A 15,549-nucleotide genomic window follows, 5' to 3' on the forward strand; every position below is an offset into this window, starting at 1 on the left:
CGGCTTCAAACGCCGGGCTGGTCCTCAAGGCTTTGCGCCTGGTCTTGGTTCGTCGCGGGCGATACACCCGTAGATCAAGGATCTGCCCCGACGTTGTGTCTACAAACTTCATTTAGATTCCCCCAGTTAAAGTTATCTCCTACTTCTATTATGCGCTTCTTGCATGAAAATGCAATGACTTTCTTTCACTCCGACCACAGTAACTGTGGAAAACTCTCCATTGTTTCGACCCGGAAGAGCGGGCGTACATGCTCCGGCGCCTTACTGATGATGTGACGTAGCGTAGACGCCCGCTCGGCGTCGATAGCCAAGAACAGCACCAGCGGGAAGGTCGGCTCGTCCCAGTGCGTAGAGGCGTAGTAGTAGCGCTTCAACTTATCTCGGATCTTATCCGGGCTTTCACTCGATTGATCCGCGGAGCTGCCCATGTCGACCTCAATGTAGAGCTGGATCGCACGCTGCCTCGCCGCCACCCATAGCCGGGCGTACAGGTCGGGGATCACCGTCACGCCGTCTACGTCGATGGTGGCCTCTTCTTCGACCAGCGCCGTCTTGATCTCCAGCTCGCCCGTACGCGACGCCCTGACCATGCTCACGTATACATCGGCCAGGCCGAGCATGTGGCGCTTCTGCACGCGGTAGTTGTGGCGGGCGTCCATCCTGTCGAGGTAGCGATAGCCCTTCACCCCGAGCTGGTAGATGTACTGCCCCGATCCGCCACGGTAGCCACCGAAGGATCGGCGCTCGACCCGCGCCAGCAGACCGTTGCCCACTAAGCGCTTCAGTACGTTATCGGCGGATGTGTCGCTCTTCAGGCCATAAAACTCGAGTTCTCTAATATGCCCCGCGCCTAGTTGGCCGAAGCGCAGGACTTGCCGCAGGATTCGGTCGTCGCGGGGCGAAATAATCATGGACCAATCATATGACGGTTCAGGCCGCGCGACCAGCAGGTTGTTTCCCCTGGTCAAGGCATGTGGATTGGTGGGGCCAGGCACATGGTAGGCACATAGCGACGCACATAGCAGTTTAAGCGCGAGTAGTTTTCCACAGGATTGTGATAAAAAGTCATTGCATTTTTGTGCAATAAAGCTCATACTAACGGCAGTACCCAGCGCGACACAAAATGTAGGTCGGACAGCTCATCGGTACACACTGCGGATACCAACCAATAGACAAGGAGTGCACTAACCGAGATTATGGAATGAATGACTACAACTACATCATGCCCGACAGAGGCTACGGAGCTGGATACAGCCAGAAGAGCCTCAGCATAGATCCCATCTTGCTTCTGGCACTGGAAGAGTTCACGACCGTTGACCCGCGCTCAAGAAAGCGCGTCACGATAGCGGTACTCAACCACAACGCCTGGATGAACCCGGATATCCAGCTACACGTCAACATAAGGAGGCGATACAAGCAGCTTCAGAAAGATTTCAAAGATGGCAAAGGAACCAAGTACCGAGACATCCGAGACTTCGTCCGCTTCACCAGAGAAGCCCGACGACGCCCCGGTCTTGTCGCAGCCAGCCCCGCCGGCCACGGTACGGATGGGAGTCGGCGAACCCTCCCCGATCCCTCCGGTGATCGCGAAGGCGCTGGTAGAGATTCAGAAGAAGGTAGAGCCGCTCGTTAAGAGCGCGAAGAACTCTCACTTCAGCAACACGTATGTGCCTCTTGAAGAGGTGATGCCCACTGCACTAGAGCTGGTGACGGCGCAGGGTATGGCTTTCACCCAATGGCCAGTGTCACGTGATGATGCCACCTACCTGATTACCATCCTCACCCACGAGTCAGGAGCGTCCATCCAGGCCGAGCAGAAGCTCAGGGTGGCGCAGAACAACTCACAGGCGGAAGGCTCCGCGATCACCTACGCACGGCGTTACGGCGTCATGTCCATCCTCGGGCTAGTCGGTGAAGATGACGACGACGGCAACCGTGCCTCGAACCGGCGTACGAAGCCGACCGAGGAGCAGCTAGCCGAGATCAAGCAGCTCTGCCACGATCTGAAGTTTCCGCCTGCCGACGTGGAACTCCGCATCAACTCGCTGAAGTCCGAAGATCAGGCAACGCTAGCGATCAACAACCTCCACGAGATTGTGTCGCAGCGAGCTGCCAAGGTCCGCGGTGAGGCGAAGAGCGTGAAGGTATTCACCGCCGATAGTCCGGCAGAGACACCGACCGCAACCGGAACGGGTGCCTCAGCGAAGGATCAGACAATCCTCGACCTCAGCGAGCGACTACGCGGCCTCGGCTTACCGGACGAGCGGATTAAGGAACTCGTTCAATCGCAGACCGGCCGGGCAAGCCTGAAGATCTGCAACGAGGATCAGCTCCGGGATCTTTCCGTCGTCGTGAGCGAGATCGAGAACGGCGGCAGGAGGCTACCCGAAGACTGGTACGACCCCAGTATCACGGCTCCTGAACCGTCTGCATAAAACAGTAACGCGGTGCTCAGCACCGGAGACCAACATGGCGAATACGCCAACTAAGAAGACTAAACCAACTACCTCCGCGAAGCGCACCCGCCAGGCGTCCGCGGATCGAGCGATGAACCCGGCGCCCCTACCAGCTCCTAAGAGGCCGCTCAGCGCCAACCGCCGCGCCAAGGCACCGGCTGCCGATAACCCGACCGATGAGGCTACGGCGGAGCAGCTGGAGAAGGATCTCCTTTCTGCCGCCGATGCGCGGATCAAGAAGCTGGAGGCCGACGTCGCTCGCCTAAGACAGAAGTGTGCCGATTACGAGAGCGATAACGACAAGCTGACTCTCGAGAAGCATCAGCTTGAGAGGGTTGCCCGCGACTTCCGCATCTTCTACCAGTCGCTAACCTCCGGCCCTCTTGGGCGCTACGTCGCCAAGCGCACAGTGAGTCGCCTGCCGTCGCGGGTAGGTGAAAGGTTCGAATAGATGGCCGGCACCCGTAGAGGTGGGCAGCTCGCTGCCAAGACGAACAAGAAGCGCTACGGCAAGGACTTCTACGCGCGGATCGGAGCGAAAGGTGGACGCAACGGGACAACAGGCGGCTTCGCCGCGATGACTCCCTGCGAGTGCGCCGTCATCCCCGGCAAGCACCATAAGGCGCAGTGTGCCGGAATGAGGGGCGGGACGGTCAGTCGACGGAGGAAGGCTGCGTAGATGGAAGGCACCCTCTTCGATATCAACGAGGTGGCGGAACGCCTGAAGATCAAGCGCAACGCCGACGGCAGCCTGAAGGCGCAGGATCTCAAGGCTGTCCAGTGGTACATGCTCGATCGCGGGCTCAAGCCCAAGGCTGCCTCGGCATTCCCGATCATCTACTTCAACAAGCCAGACGGCTCGGAGGTGCAGGTGAACATCGTGGATATCAAGGAGGAGTACCGGGCGTTCAAGGCAGCGAGCCGCCGCAAGAAGACCGCTGCATAACAACTAACCAATCAAAGGAGGCATATGGCCAAATCAAAATCAATCACTCTGGACGGCGTCGAGTACGTCCCCAAGGGCTCAGAGGAGCCAAAGAACTCGAACATAAAGATCGTGATCCTGCAAAGGGGCTGGGTGTTCATCGGCCGCTACTCCGAAGACGGAGACAGCTGCGCCCTCGATAACGCCTACGTCATCCGCAGGTGGGGAACCACCAACGGACTAGGCGAGCTAGCCCTTGAAGGAAAGAAGACGAATACCAAGCTCGATAAGGTAGGGCGCGTAGAGTTCCACCGTTTGACGATTGTTGCCACGTTGAACGCTAAGGAAGAGCTGTGGACATCAGAGTTGGTCTAGTTCCCTCCCTCGGAGAGAACTCCCAATCAACCGCTGGCCGGAACGGCTACGGCGACGGCAACGGCAACGGCTACGGCTACGGCGACGGCGACGGCAACGGCTACGGCGACGGCGACGGCAACGGCGACGGCGACGGCAACGGCTACGGCGACGGCAACGGCGACGGCGACGGCAACGGCTACGGCGACGGCAACGGCAACGGCGACGGCTACGGCGACGGCGACGGCGACGGCGACGGCAACGGCTGGTAACGCACCTATTTATCCCCCACCCTCTTACACCTATTGCAGACGACCACCACATCCTCCAACCGGCCCTCGTGCCGCAGCGTCCGGAGATACGGCTCATGGCCAAAGCGCCGGTTGCACTGGTAGCAGTAGCGCAGGTCTAACCCGCTCGCCTGCATCCAGTTGAGCACCGCCTCACGCAGCCAATCGCCGCGCTTCTCCGGTCGCCGCGGGCGTGGGCCGAACTCCCGCCTGATGTTGTCCTGGACCGATCGGCGGTAGCGCTGGTCAATCCCAAGGAAGTCCATCACGGCATCGGCGGTCTGGAAGTTACCTGATTGCCAGGCGGCGCGGAGTTCGTCTCGATCGAAGCCAAGAGGGCGGGGCATACAAGTTAACAGTATATAAGAAAGAGGTTCAGATGAGTGAGTTGAAAGAGAAGAAGCAAGTCTTAAGAGATGAGACTGTGGCCTACAAATGCGACTTCTGCGACAAGGTGGAGCACGAATACAGTACATATAAAGACACCTGGTACCGCTTCAGCCGATCACACCAAGGATGGGGAAACGATAGTTGTGAGTCCTACGAATCCTTCGACGTATGCTCCGTTCGCTGCTTCACAGCGATTCTTAAGAAGGAGCTGTCAGAACTCAGCGCCTACGCGCGCCACGATGCCGAGATAGCCGATATGCCGTTTGCGTTTGCCCAGAGCCTGGCAGCAGCCCTGAACAAGAGCGAGGAACAGGCGGCATGATCACACGCAAAGCTTGGATTAGATATCACCGGAACGTGCAGCTTGAACTTGACGACTTCTACGTCTCGTACAACTCAGGCGAGATTGCACCATTCATACCAGCCTTCGCAGCCGACAACGGTGGGGCGGAGACTGCGCTCTGCAAAGACGGCAAGTACTTCATACTAAACGGCGACCACCGCGAGCAGTACGAGAATCTGGTAGACGAAGGATTTGGCGCCTGCTACGCGTACTTCATGCGGCATCAGGACGAGAGATCGAGTTGGAGCAGCGATCCCGAGGGTGCAGCTGAACTACTGCTAAGCGCATAGTGCGCCTTCCCGCACTTCACACAAGCTACCTTTTACGACGCTCTGTTTCGGCACCTGACAGAGGTCGGAAGCTTGAAAGCTAGCCAGACCACGATCCGCGACGATCGCAAGACCCGAAATCACTTGCACTACAGCCCGGTTCGTGGTGTGACTCGCTACTAGAACATCAGGAACCATTTTCCCGCAAGCGGCAATATGGTTCGGCATAATCGTGGAGTTTTCCACAGGAGATCGTTACATGAGAGACATCAAGTTCAGAGTCCGCGCCGCAGACGGCACGCTGCTCGGCTACGAGGCATTCTTCGATAACCGGTGGCACTGGAGGGGCGGCAACAACGGGCCGTGGAACCTCGACAACCACGGCCTCTTCACAGCCAAGGGCGCTCGGCGGGAGCAGTACATCGGACTTAAAGACATCAACGGGGTGGATATTTATGAGGGGGAACGCATACGCAGGGCGAGGCCGAGCGGCTTGTCCTCTAAGGCATTCGTGGTCGCTTGGGACGCAAGGGAGTGCGGGTATAAGCAGCTCCGAAGTATCAACGGCGTGGACATCAAGGCGATCGAAGTCGTCGGCGACACCTCCGAGAATCCCGAGCTTCTGGGGGCGGCCTCATGAAGTACTGGGACTACCTCGCTCCGATCCTCCAAGCCATCGGCGTTGCGCTTGGCATCATCTTCTTCGCCGTGCTGGGCACCTTCATCATCGTCAACATTCACGGGCTGATTCACGCCGGAGAGCACCATGCGAGCTGGACATCGCCTAGTAGTCGGCTTTGAGTGGTCCGATCCACCGGAGTTCCTTGCTGGTGTGGCTCAGCGGCAGCTTGAAAGACTGGCACCTCAGCTCCGGCGGCTGCAAGTGGCGTTGCTGCTCAACCTGATCGCACGCCGTAGGCGCCGCTGATCCCCGGCTCGTGGGCCGTGTTCTGGTCTCGCTCGAGGCCAGATAAATCCCACGACTTAGGGGTCTGTTGTGAGCAAGATTTCCGGCATCATCGTTCCTTCGGCGAAGGACGAGCCGGTCAAGCTGGTGGAGTTCGACCAGGGAGATGTCACCTACATTCAGCGGGTTGTCGACGGCTGGGTTCAGGTGCTCGACCTCCCGCAGGTGGGTGCGACGCTGTGGTGCAACGAGGAGGGGTTGATCCAAGACCTCGAACCGAACCGCCGCGCGTCGCTTCTCTCCTGGTCCAACCTCGACATCTACTGCCGGACCATCCCGATCCGCGGCAACGTGTTAATCACGGGGCAGCCGGATGATGTCGGGCGCACGACCACGGTGCCGGCCGAGCTCGCCGAGCTGATCACGAAAACCAACCACTTCAAGGTGGAGGTGCGCGCGATCAACGAGGAGACCTGGCACGGCAACCTGATGCGGTTCACCACCTACTGGTCAGCGGCCGAGTACGGGCTGAACCTGGCGAGTCGGTGGGCGCTGGTGGAGGCGATACGCGTGATCGCGGCCTGAGTCAACGGAGAACAAGTCCCGGCGCGGGAGCGCCGGGCATCTTCATGTCCGGGTGCAGGTTGGACCGCTCCAAAACCCCTCGGAAGGTGTCAGTGATTGTCGCTACGCTCTTCATGGCCTGCGCGGAACCTACGACATGAAAGGCCAACTTCCCGTGGCTGACAACTACACCCCTGAGTACCTCCGGAGCGTCCGTACGGCAGTCATTGAGTTCCGCGAACGACTGCTTGAGTTCCTGGAGTTGCATACCGAGACCGACCCGTTCTTCGCCCAGGGGCTGATGCCTGCCATCTTCCCCAAGGATGACGTAGACCCGGCCGCCCTGGAAGAAGCGCGTCGCAAGGTAGGCGAAGCAGCGGGTAAGGCTAGCGAGGCTACCGACCTTGCCAGTGCGCGTGTCTCAGTCCAGGGCGTCAACTTTCCGCTCGATCCAATCATCAACTGGCGCTTCATGACTGACCCGAAGCCAATCGTTCGCCCTCACCACGTTCTTGATTGCGTCGAGCACGTTCTCGGACGGCTTCAGGCGATGATCGAACGCGCTGAAGCCCGGATTCAACCAGCCATCGGTCCTACTCAGCTGCATCCTCTGGTCTGGGGTGCAGCCGGGAAGTTGTGGAGCATTGGCGAGTACCGCAAGGCTGTTGCGGCGGCATGCGATGCAGTAGAGCACCACGGGCGCAACCTGACGAGCCGTTTCGATGTAGACGGCACAGGGATGTGGGAGCAGGCGTTCGCCCCTGCTCCTCCACAGGTGAACAAGCCGCGCCTTCGGTGGCCGGGAGATCCAGAGACGCACAAGTCCGTTAAGAACATGAATAGCGGCCTGCTGAAGTTCGCCGCAGGTGTACAGATGACAGTTCGGAACGATGCGACGCACGGCCAGGGCAACAGCGAGTACAGCGAGCAGGAAGCGCTGGAACGTCTCGCCACGCTGAGCCTGCTCACCCGCTGGGTCGACACTTGCGGGCTTGAAGAGGCAGACGAGGCCGGGGGGCAAGCTCAGTCCGCCTAAGTTCATCTACCAAATGAAGAAGCCCCGCTCCACCGAGACTGAAGCCTCAAGGTGGAGCGGGGCGGTAGTAGGGACAGGGACGGTGGGTGAGGGGTGGCTACGCGCGAGGCGAGTAGCCGGTGCGGCGGCCCTTCAGCGCGTCGAACTTCTCCATCTTGTCGGCCGGGATCAGCTTCGCCAGTTCGGCCTCCGTGCAGAAGACCGACTCCGGCTCCTTATCCGGGTAGCGGTACTCCAGCTCGACGACGTTGCTGAGGAGCTTCAGGCCCGAGAGTTCGGCGGCGGTTGCGTCGAACACCTTCCCCTGGCTCCTCAACGCGACGGTGACGACCTCGTTGTCCGGGATGATCTCCCCAGTGAGATCACTCGTGCGCTGATGAACAACCTGATAACCCATTAAAACCACTCCTAGGAATTGGTCGAAGCGATGACCCGTCAGCCATCGCCAGTAGCTATTAATGGCACAGATGATCTTCGAAGTAAATACAAACCTTGCTACAATAGAGGTAGATGAAAAGTAAGAAATCCCGATTGAAGTCCCCGCTGCCAGCGTTCGACCTTGGCGCATATGTCCGCCGTTCCACCGCTGCCAGCGGCGTACCGCTCCGCGTGCGCGACCCTGCGGCACTCGCCGGTGTCGCCCACCTCCTTCAGCCTCAGCAGCCCCGAAACACCCCCTGAGCAGCCCGCTGAGCGCCTTTCGACCCGGTATCCTGGTCTGTGTCCGTGTGGCGTGCTTAGGCATTGACAGACTCATCGAGGAACAAGACCCCGCGATGGGCCCGCGAGACGGCGCCGGGGCGGGCCATGCCGGAGCCGCCGCCGATCATGGCGGTCACCGAGGTGGAGTGGTGCGGGGCGACGAAGGGCGGGGTGGTGAGCAGGGGCCGGTCACCGGCGAGGTCGCCCGCGAGCGAGTGGATGGCGGTGACCTCCAGCGCCTCGGAGTCGGTGAGCGGGGGCAGCAGGCCGGGGAGGCGCTGGGCCAGCATGGTCTTGCCGATGCCGGGCGGCCCGGTGAGCAGCAGGTGGTGCCCGCCGGCGGCGGCCACCTCCAGGGCGTGCCTGGCCTCCTGCTGGCCGGTCACCTCGCCGAGGTCGCCGCCGGGGAGCACCTGGCCGGGGCGGGTGCCGTCGGGTTCCGCGAGCACGCCGTCGCCGCGCAGCCAGGCGAGCAGGGCGCGCAGGTCGCGGGCGCCGAGGATCTCGATGCCGTCGACCAGCCCGGCCTCGCCGAGGGCGGGCTCCGGCACCACCACGGTGGGCACGCCGGCGACCCGGGCGGCGAGGACGGCGGGCAGGATGCCGCGCACGGGGCGCACCCGGCCGTCGAGGGCGAGCTCGCCGAGCAGCACGGTCTTGGCCAGCCGGTCGCCGGGGATGCTGCCGCCGGCGTGCAGCACGGCGATGGCGAGCGCCAGGTCGTAGACGCTGCCGAGCTTGGGCAGGGTGGCCGGGGAGAGCGCCAGGATGACGCGGCCGTCCGGCCACTTCTCGCCGGAGTTGGTGACGGCGGCGCGGATGCGGTCGCGGGATTCCTGGAGCGCGGCGTCGGGCAGGCCGACCAGGTGCACCGAGGGCAGCCCCTGGCCGATATCGGCCTCCACCTCGACCAGCTGGCCGTCCACCCCGGCGACGGCGACGGAGTGCGCGCGTCCGAGTGCCATCAGAACACCGACTGCAGGTGGTCGACGACGGGCTGGTGGCCGCGCTGCAGCAGCACCGACACCACGTCGAAGCGGAGCCGCCGCCACGGCCGCTCCTGCTCGGCCAGCCAGAGCAGGGCGAGGCGCCGGATGCGCTGCCGCTTGGCGAAGGTGACCGCCTCGGCGGGCACGCCGAAGCCGAGGCCGGAGCGGGTCTTCACCTCGACGAAGGCGGTGAGCTCCGGCGTGCGCGCGATCAGGTCGAGTTCGCCGTAGCGGCAGCGCCAGTTGCGGGCCAGGATCTCCATGCCCGCGGTCTCCAGGTAGCGGGCGGCGAGTTCTTCGCCGTACGCGCCGAGGGTGCGGCGATCGGCGCCGTTGGCCGGGCGCGGCACCTCGGCCGCGATGGCCGCCAGCGAGTGCGGGGAGAGCGGGCTGTCAGCTGCCAGGGTTTCGTTGGTCACGTCGGCAAGCCTGACGGGACCCGCGGCGCTGCCTACCGCGCCGACCTGGGGAAACAGAATCCCTGTGGATCGGCGCGGGGCTGTGGAGAACCGCGCGCTACTCGGGCAGCCGCAGGTCGGGTTTCTCCAGCTCCTCGATGTTCACGTCCTTGAACGTGATCACCCGGACGTGTTTGACGAAGCGCGCGGGACGGTACATGTCCCAGACCCAGGCGTCGCTCATCCGCACCTCGAAGTACACCTCGCCATCGGCGTTCTGCGGCCGTAGCTCGACCGAATTGGCCAGGTAGAAGCGCCGCTCCGTCTCCACCACGTACGAGAACTGACCGACGATGTCCTTGTACTCGCGGTACAGCGAGAGCTCCATCTCGGTTTCGTACTTCTCGAGGTCCTCGGCACTCATCGGGTGGGACGTCCTCCTTCTCGCCGCAGTGCGTTGTCGGCGCTAATCATCGCGCATGCGCGGGCGCGGCAGCCATCCGGAGGCCCTCCGAGGCCATCGAAGACTGCTGTCCGCCCAGCTCGCGTACGTTTTTCCAGCTCTGCCGGTGTTCACTGCACGGCCCGAGGCGGCGCAGCGCCTCGAGGTGCTCGGGGGTGTTGTAGCCCTTGTGCGCGGCGAAGCCATAGCCGGGGAAGCGGTCCTCCAGCCCGGTCATCATCCGGTCGCGGGTGACCTTGGCCAGGATGCTGGCGGCGGCGATGCAGGCGGCGGCCGCGTCGCCACCGATCACCGGCAGCGACGGCACCGGGATGCCGGGGACCCGGAAGCCGTCGGTGAGCACGTACCCGGGGGTGTGCGCCAGCCCGGCGACGGCCCGGCGCATGCCCTCGATATTGGCGACGTGGATGCCGATGACGTCAACCTCCCAGGCGGGTACGGTGACCACCGTCCAGCTCAGCGCGAGCCGGGTGATCACCGGGTACAGCTCCTCGCGGGCCGCCTCGGTGAGCTTCTTGGAGTCGTCGAGCCCGGCCAGCCGGTCGTACGCCTTCGGCGGCAGGAGGCAGGCGGCGACCACCAGCGGGCCCGCGCAGGGGCCGCGCCCCGCCTCGTCGACCCCGGCCACCGGGCCCAGGCCGCTGCGGATCAGCGCGGCCTCCAGCGTGCGCAGCCCGCCGGCCGGGCGCATGACGACGCGCGGCGGCCACTTCCCGGATCGGATCACTGAACTCTGCACCATGTCGATTATGCTGCGGGCACCGACATTTCGGCCCGCCGGCTCACTCGGCCTGCGGATCCTCCGCGCGGACCGGGCCCATCCGGCCGGGCGGCCAGATCTTGAAGACGGTCTTGCCGCGCACATTGTCCACCGGCACCGTGCCCTGCAGCTCGTCGCCGACGTGCGCGCGCGAATCGGCCGACTCGTTGCGGTTGTCGCCCATCACCCACAGGTGCCCCTCCGGCACCGTGACCGGCCCGAACACCCGGCCCGCCGGGTAGACTGCATTGGCCTGGCCCTGGCGCCACGGGAAGTCGTCCTTGACGTACGGCTCGTCCAGCGGCTTGCCGTCCACGGTGACCCTGCCCTGCGCGTCACAGCACTGCACGGTCTGGCCGCCGACCGCGATCACCCGCTTCACCAGGTCGTTCTCGTCCGGCGGGACCAGGCCGAACCAGGAAAAGAAATTCTGCACGCCGCGCACCATCGCATTGTCCGAGCGGATCGACCGGTAGTTGGTGTTCCAGCTCGGCGGGCCGACGAAGACGACGACGTCGCCGGGCTCCGGGTCGGCGGTGTAGTAGCTGATCTTCTGCACGTAGATGCGGTCGCCGATGGCGAGCGTGGGATCCATCGACTGCGACGGGATGACGTACGGCCGCCCGACGAAGGAGACCATGAGCGCCGCGATCACGGCCGCGATGACGATCAGGACCGGCAGCTCCTGCCAGAACGGCCGCTGCTTGCGCTGCTGCCGCTTCCGCCGCGCCGCGCGGCCGCCCTCCCCCGACCCGCCCTCGCCCGCTCCGGACACGCCCACCGAACCGCTCTCGTCTGCCACGCCGAACAGACTAGCCGTCCAACTCGAGTACCCCGCACGCACTTCGGCCCGGTACCGGATGAGCATCGGGTACCGGGCCGAAGGGGATTTCAGCGCGGGGCGCGGGAAGGCGCCCCGGCGGGGAAGCTCAGCGCTTCTCCTTGATCTTGGCGGCCTTGCCGCGCAGGTCGCGCAGGTAGTACAGCTTGGCCCGGCGGACATCGCCGCGGGTGACCACGTCGATGTGGTCGATATTGGGGCTGTGCACCGGGAAGGTGCGCTCCACGCCGACACCGAACGACACCTTGCGCACGGTGAAGGTCTCGCGGATGCCGCCGCCCTGCCTGCGGATCACGACGCCCTTGAAGACCTGGATGCGCTCCTTGGAGCCCTCGATGACCTTCACGTGCACGTTCAGCGTGTCGCCCGGGCGGAAGGCCGGGATGTCGCTGCGCAGCGACTTCTCGTCGACGAAGTCAAGGGTGTTCATTTTCGTCCTTAACGGTTCATGGTGGAACAGAGGACCCTGGCGGCACTCGCGTGCTCGGCCGGTTCATGCTCGGTACAAGGGATGCCGGAGCCGGGGAACGGCCCGGGGCAACCCGAACAGTGTGCCAGACGAGCTGGTCCGCGCTGAAATCGGGGGCGTTCAGCTCGTCTCAGCGGGCTCGCGGGGGTGGAGGTGCCGGTGCGGCGCGGCGGGCGCGGGCACCACCTTGCGGGCCAGCTCGGCCTCGGCGGCGTGCCGCACGTGGTCGACGTCCGGTTTCCCGGCGACGAGATCCTGCACGAAGATCTTGGCCCGGATCACCGGACGCCGGTAGCGCCGCTCGCGGACGATGGCGCGGATCATCAGCTTGCGCCGCCGGTCCGCGTAGCGCCACCGCGCCCAGGGCGCCCCCGGCCTGCTCAGCCGCAGCGCGCCGACCACGAGCAGCGGCAGGAAGAACATGCCGAAGAGCCCGGTCCAGATCTTGCCCTTGGCGATCACGATGGCCGCGAGCACCAGGTTGACCAGCGCGAAGACCGCGACCACCACCCGGACGGCGGTGCCCGGGTCGGCCCGGAAGTCGTTGATCTCCAGCAGCCACAGCGGGTGGAAGCCGAGCAGCAGCAGCCCGGTGACGGCGATCGCGACGAAGACCGCGTCCACCGAGGTGCGGCCCTGCTTCTCCCAGTACACGTCGCGCAGGTAGAAGATGAGCGCGAATTCGTCCAGCACCAGCGCCGCGCCCACCCCGAAGGCGGCGGCGAGCAGCGCCGCGGTGGAGCGGCTCGCCGTCTCCGAGGTGGCGATCATGCCGATACCGGAGGCCAGCACCAGGATCACGCCGAACACCATGTGGTGGATGTGCGTGTCACCGGCCCTGAGATTCCCCGGCCACCAGCGCACCTTCGCCCGGATCATCCGCACGCTGAACCGGATGAGCACGAACCCGACGATGAAGCCGAGCAGGAAACACAGCAGCGGCAACCGGCCCTGGGCGATCACGTCCTGCTCGAGCCACCGCCGCAACACCGCGCTCCTCCCGGTCTACTTGCCGAACCCCGCCCGCCGCAGGGCGTCGGCCATGGCGCCGTTCGCCGGAGCGGGACGGCGCTGCTGCTGGTTCTGGCCCTGGTTCTGCCTGCCGCCCTGTCCGCGCCCGTCGCCCTGCGGCCTGCCCTGTCCATTCTGCCTGGGCTTGCCGCCACCCCGGGGGCGATCACCCCGGCCGCCGCGCTCCTCGCGCCCGGCCGGTTTGCCCGGTTCGTCGTCCAGCCGGAGCGAGAGGCCGATGCGCTGCCTGGCCACGTCGACCTCGAGCACCTTGACCTTCACCACATCGCCGGACTTGACCACGCTGCGCGGATCGTCGACGAAGTTCTTGGACATGGCCGAGACGTGGACCAGCCCGTCCTGGTGCACCCCGACGTCGACGAAGGCGCCGAAGGCGGCGACATTGGTGACCACGCCCTCCAGCACCATGCCCGGCTGCAGGTCGGCGACCTTCTCCACGCCCGCGGCGAACTCGGCGGTCTTGAACTCCGGGCGCGGGTCGCGGCCCGGCTTCTCCAGCTCGGCGATGATGTCGGTGACGGTCGGGACGCCGAAGCGCTCGTCGGTGAAGTCGACCGGATTCAGCGCGCGCAGCACGGCCGGGTTGCCGATGACCTCGGCGATGCCGCTGCCGGTGGAGTCCAGGATGCGCCGGACCACCGGGTATGCCTCGGGGTGCACGGCGGAGGTGTCGAGCGGGTCCGCGCCGCCGCGGATGCGAAGGAAGCCCGCGCACTGCTCGAAGGCCTTCGGGCCGAGCCGCGGCACCTCCTTGAGCGCGGTGCGGCTGTGGAACGGGCCGTTCCGGTCGCGGTGCGCGACGATGCTCTCGGCCACCGCGCCGCTGATCCCGGAGACCCGGGAGAGCAGCGGGACCGAGGCGGTGTTCACGTCGACGCCGACCGCGTTCACCGCGTCCTCGACCACCGCGCCGAGCGAGCGGGCCAGCAGCGTCTCGGAGACGTCGTGCTGGTACTGCCCGACCCCGATCGACTTGGGATCGATCTTCACCAGCTCGGCCAGCGGATCCTGCAGCCTGCGCGCGATGGAGACGGCCCCGCGCAGCGAGACGTCCATGTCCGGCAGCTCCTGCGAGGCGTAGGCCGAGGCGGAGTAGACCGAGGCGCCCGCCTCCGAGACCACGATCTTGGTCGGCTTGTTCTCCGGGATCCGGGCGATGAGCTCGGTGGCCAGCGCGTCGGTCTCGCGGGAGGCGGTGCCGTTGCCGATCGCGATCAGCTCGACCCCGAACCGGGCGACCAGCGCGGCCAGCACGGCCAGCGACTTCTCGGTCTGCCCCTGCGGCTTGTGCGGGTAGATGACCTCGGTGGCGACCGCCTTGCCGGTCGCGTCCACCACCGCCACCTTGACGCCGGTGCGGTACCCGGGGTCCAGCCCCATGGTGGTGCGGGTGCCCGCGGGGGCGGCGAGCAGCAGATCGCGCAGGTTGGCGGCGAAGATGTCGACCGCGTCCTTCTCGGCGGCCTGCCGCAGCCGCATTCTGGTGTCGATGCCCAGGCTGACCTTGAGTTTGGTGCGCCAGGCCCAGCGCACGGTGTCGAGCAGCCAGCCGTCGGCGGGCCTGCCGCGATCGGCGATGCCGAAGCGGGTGGCGATGCGGCCCTCGAAGACGGTGCGCTCGCCCGGCTCCGGCTCCTCGGCATCCGGCTCCAGCTCGAGCGCGAGGATCTCTTCCTTCTCGCCGCGGAGCAGCGCGAGAATGCGGTGCGAGGGCAGCGAGGCGAAGGCCTCGGCGAACTCGAAGTAGTCGGCGAACTTGGCGCCGGCCTCCTCCTTGCCGGGGCGCACGGTCGCGCTGACCCGGCCGCGCTTCCACATGAGTTCGCGCAGCTCGCCGACCAGGTCGGCGTCCTCGGCGAAGCGCTCGACCAGGATGGCGCGGGCGCCGTCGAGCTGCTCGGCGGTGTAGCCCGCCGGGTCGGTGGCCGGGTCGCCGATCAGGGCGTCGGCGACCGGCTCGTGCCCGGCCTCGCGCGCGATCTGCGCCTTGGTGCGCCGCTTCGGCTTGTACGGGAGGTAGATGTCCTCCACCCTGGCCTTGGTGTCGGCGAGCAGCAGCTGCCGGTGCAGCTCGTCGTCGAGTTTGCCCTGGCCGCGAATGGATTCCACGACGGCGGCGCGGCGCTCGTCCAGCTCGCGCAGGTAGTGCAGCCGCTCTTCGAGCGTGCGCAGCTGCGCGTCGTCCAGCCCCTCGGTGACCTCCTTGCGGTACCGGGCGACGAAGGGCACGGTAGCGCCGCCGTCCAGGAGCTCGACGGCGGCGCGCACCTGGCTCTCCCGGACGCCGAGCTCCTCGGCGAGACGGTGGTCGACGCTGGGCACACCGGTGCGGGGCGGAGCGGAACTCTCGGGCACTGTCGT

The 15,549-nt window shown here is 65.1% G+C and carries 22 protein-coding genes and 1 pseudogene; 12 read left to right on the forward strand and 11 right to left on the reverse strand.

The window, feature by feature from the left end; translation table 11 throughout:
• Window positions 1-185 precede the first annotated feature (185 nt).
• Complete coding sequence (locus AB0H71_RS29010; RefSeq protein WP_357027121.1) at window positions 186-911, reverse strand: replication-relaxation family protein; 726 nt, start codon at window positions 909-911, stop codon at window positions 186-188.
• Between the two features lie 290 nt (window positions 912-1,201).
• Between AB0H71_RS29010 and AB0H71_RS29015 the strand changes: the two genes are divergently transcribed.
• The 6 genes from AB0H71_RS29015 to AB0H71_RS29040 all read left to right on the forward strand — a co-directional run bounded on the left by AB0H71_RS29015 (window position 1,202) and on the right by AB0H71_RS29040 (window position 4,007).
• Complete coding sequence (locus AB0H71_RS29015; protein WP_357027123.1) at window positions 1,202-1,633, forward strand: hypothetical protein; 432 nt, start codon at window positions 1,202-1,204, stop codon at window positions 1,631-1,633.
• A complete protein-coding gene (locus AB0H71_RS29020; RefSeq protein WP_357027125.1) occupies window positions 1,581-2,435 on the forward strand; it encodes an ERF family protein in 855 nt (284 codons plus the stop codon). Before AB0H71_RS29015 ends, AB0H71_RS29020 begins: the two co-directional genes overlap by 53 nt.
• Before the next feature lie 112 nt (window positions 2,436-2,547).
• Window positions 2,548-2,907, forward strand: a complete 360-nt coding sequence (locus tag AB0H71_RS29025; protein WP_357027127.1) for a hypothetical protein — start codon at window positions 2,548-2,550, stop codon at window positions 2,905-2,907.
• A gap of 228 nt (window positions 2,908-3,135) precedes the next feature.
• Window positions 3,136-3,402 (forward strand): hypothetical protein, encoded by a 267-nt coding sequence (locus AB0H71_RS29030; protein WP_357027129.1) that lies wholly within the window; start codon window positions 3,136-3,138, stop codon window positions 3,400-3,402.
• 24 nt (window positions 3,403-3,426) lie between these two features.
• Window positions 3,427-3,756: a hypothetical protein gene (locus AB0H71_RS29035; RefSeq protein WP_357027131.1), complete on the forward strand. Its 330-nt coding sequence runs from the start codon at window positions 3,427-3,429 to the stop codon at window positions 3,754-3,756.
• Window positions 3,735-4,007: a hypothetical protein gene (locus tag AB0H71_RS29040; protein ID WP_357027133.1), complete on the forward strand. Its 273-nt coding sequence runs from the start codon at window positions 3,735-3,737 to the stop codon at window positions 4,005-4,007. Before AB0H71_RS29035 ends, AB0H71_RS29040 begins: the two co-directional genes overlap by 22 nt.
• A 5-nt stretch (window positions 4,008-4,012) precedes the next feature.
• Here the strand turns inward: AB0H71_RS29040 and AB0H71_RS29045 are convergent, their stop codons facing one another.
• Complete coding sequence (locus AB0H71_RS29045) at window positions 4,013-4,372, reverse strand: hypothetical protein (RefSeq protein ID WP_357027135.1); 360 nt, start codon at window positions 4,370-4,372, stop codon at window positions 4,013-4,015.
• Between the two features lie 32 nt (window positions 4,373-4,404).
• Here AB0H71_RS29045 and AB0H71_RS29050 point away from each other — a divergent pair, with 32 nt between their 5' ends.
• From AB0H71_RS29050 to AB0H71_RS29075, 6 genes are all read left to right on the forward strand, one after another.
• Complete coding sequence (locus AB0H71_RS29050; RefSeq protein WP_357027136.1) at window positions 4,405-4,737, forward strand: hypothetical protein; 333 nt, start codon at window positions 4,405-4,407, stop codon at window positions 4,735-4,737.
• Entirely contained in the window at window positions 4,734-5,048 is a 315-nt protein-coding gene (locus AB0H71_RS29055; RefSeq protein WP_357027138.1) for a hypothetical protein, read from the forward strand. The genes AB0H71_RS29050 and AB0H71_RS29055 overlap by 4 nt, the downstream gene beginning before the upstream one ends.
• Window positions 5,049-5,286: 238 nt before the next feature.
• Window positions 5,287-5,667, forward strand: a complete 381-nt coding sequence (locus tag AB0H71_RS29060) for a YopX family protein (RefSeq protein ID WP_357027140.1) — start codon at window positions 5,287-5,289, stop codon at window positions 5,665-5,667.
• Window positions 5,664-5,828: a hypothetical protein gene (locus AB0H71_RS29065; protein ID WP_357027142.1), complete on the forward strand. Its 165-nt coding sequence runs from the start codon at window positions 5,664-5,666 to the stop codon at window positions 5,826-5,828. Before AB0H71_RS29060 ends, AB0H71_RS29065 begins: the two co-directional genes overlap by 4 nt.
• A gap of 196 nt (window positions 5,829-6,024) precedes the next feature.
• The gene (locus AB0H71_RS29070) at window positions 6,025-6,519 is read left to right on the forward strand and encodes a DUF3846 domain-containing protein (RefSeq protein ID WP_357027144.1); all 495 of its coding nucleotides are present in this window, start codon (window positions 6,025-6,027) and stop codon (window positions 6,517-6,519) included.
• Between the two features lie 154 nt (window positions 6,520-6,673).
• The gene (locus AB0H71_RS29075) at window positions 6,674-7,534 is read left to right on the forward strand and encodes a TIGR02391 family protein (protein WP_357027146.1); all 861 of its coding nucleotides are present in this window, start codon (window positions 6,674-6,676) and stop codon (window positions 7,532-7,534) included.
• Between the two features lie 97 nt (window positions 7,535-7,631).
• Here the strand turns inward: AB0H71_RS29075 and AB0H71_RS29080 are convergent, their stop codons facing one another.
• The 9 genes and pseudogenes from AB0H71_RS29080 to AB0H71_RS29120 form a co-directional block, all read right to left on the reverse strand.
• The gene (locus AB0H71_RS29080) at window positions 7,632-7,931 is read right to left on the reverse strand and encodes a hypothetical protein (RefSeq protein WP_357027148.1); all 300 of its coding nucleotides are present in this window, start codon (window positions 7,929-7,931) and stop codon (window positions 7,632-7,634) included.
• A 355-nt stretch (window positions 7,932-8,286) separates the two neighbouring features.
• Window positions 8,287-9,201, reverse strand: a pseudogene (locus tag AB0H71_RS29085) (ATP-binding protein); the annotation flags it as partial.
• On the reverse strand, window positions 9,201-9,575 hold the full coding sequence (locus tag AB0H71_RS29090; protein ID WP_357027412.1) for a YraN family protein: 375 nt from the start codon (window positions 9,573-9,575) through the stop codon (window positions 9,201-9,203). The gene AB0H71_RS29090 and the pseudogene AB0H71_RS29085, both read right to left, overlap by 1 nt.
• Window positions 9,576-9,741: 166 nt before the next feature.
• Window positions 9,742-10,047, reverse strand: coding sequence for a DUF2469 domain-containing protein (locus tag AB0H71_RS29095; RefSeq protein WP_011210678.1), 306 nt, complete (start codon window positions 10,045-10,047; stop codon window positions 9,742-9,744).
• A gap of 46 nt (window positions 10,048-10,093) precedes the next feature.
• Window positions 10,094-10,828 (reverse strand): ribonuclease HII, encoded by a 735-nt coding sequence (locus tag AB0H71_RS29100; RefSeq protein WP_357027150.1) that lies wholly within the window; start codon window positions 10,826-10,828, stop codon window positions 10,094-10,096.
• Window positions 10,829-10,868: 40 nt separating this feature from the next.
• Window positions 10,869-11,621: a signal peptidase I gene (lepB, locus tag AB0H71_RS29105; RefSeq protein ID WP_357027414.1), complete on the reverse strand. Its 753-nt coding sequence runs from the start codon at window positions 11,619-11,621 to the stop codon at window positions 10,869-10,871.
• Window positions 11,622-11,775: 154 nt separating this feature from the next.
• On the reverse strand, window positions 11,776-12,117 hold the full coding sequence (rplS, locus tag AB0H71_RS29110; protein WP_357027152.1) for a 50S ribosomal protein L19: 342 nt from the start codon (window positions 12,115-12,117) through the stop codon (window positions 11,776-11,778).
• 159 nt (window positions 12,118-12,276) lie between these two features.
• Window positions 12,277-13,143, reverse strand: coding sequence for a hypothetical protein (locus tag AB0H71_RS29115; RefSeq protein WP_357027154.1), 867 nt, complete (start codon window positions 13,141-13,143; stop codon window positions 12,277-12,279).
• Between the two features lie 18 nt (window positions 13,144-13,161).
• Window positions 13,162-15,543 carry a Tex family protein gene (locus AB0H71_RS29120; protein ID WP_357027416.1) on the reverse strand — a complete coding sequence of 794 codons (2,382 nt, stop codon included), beginning with the start codon at window positions 15,541-15,543 and terminating at the stop codon, window positions 13,162-13,164.
• Window positions 15,544-15,549: the final 6 nt, after the last annotated feature.

The organism is Nocardia sp. NPDC050697, from assembly GCF_040654395.1.
Classification (GTDB): domain Bacteria; phylum Actinomycetota; class Actinomycetes; order Mycobacteriales; family Mycobacteriaceae; genus Nocardia.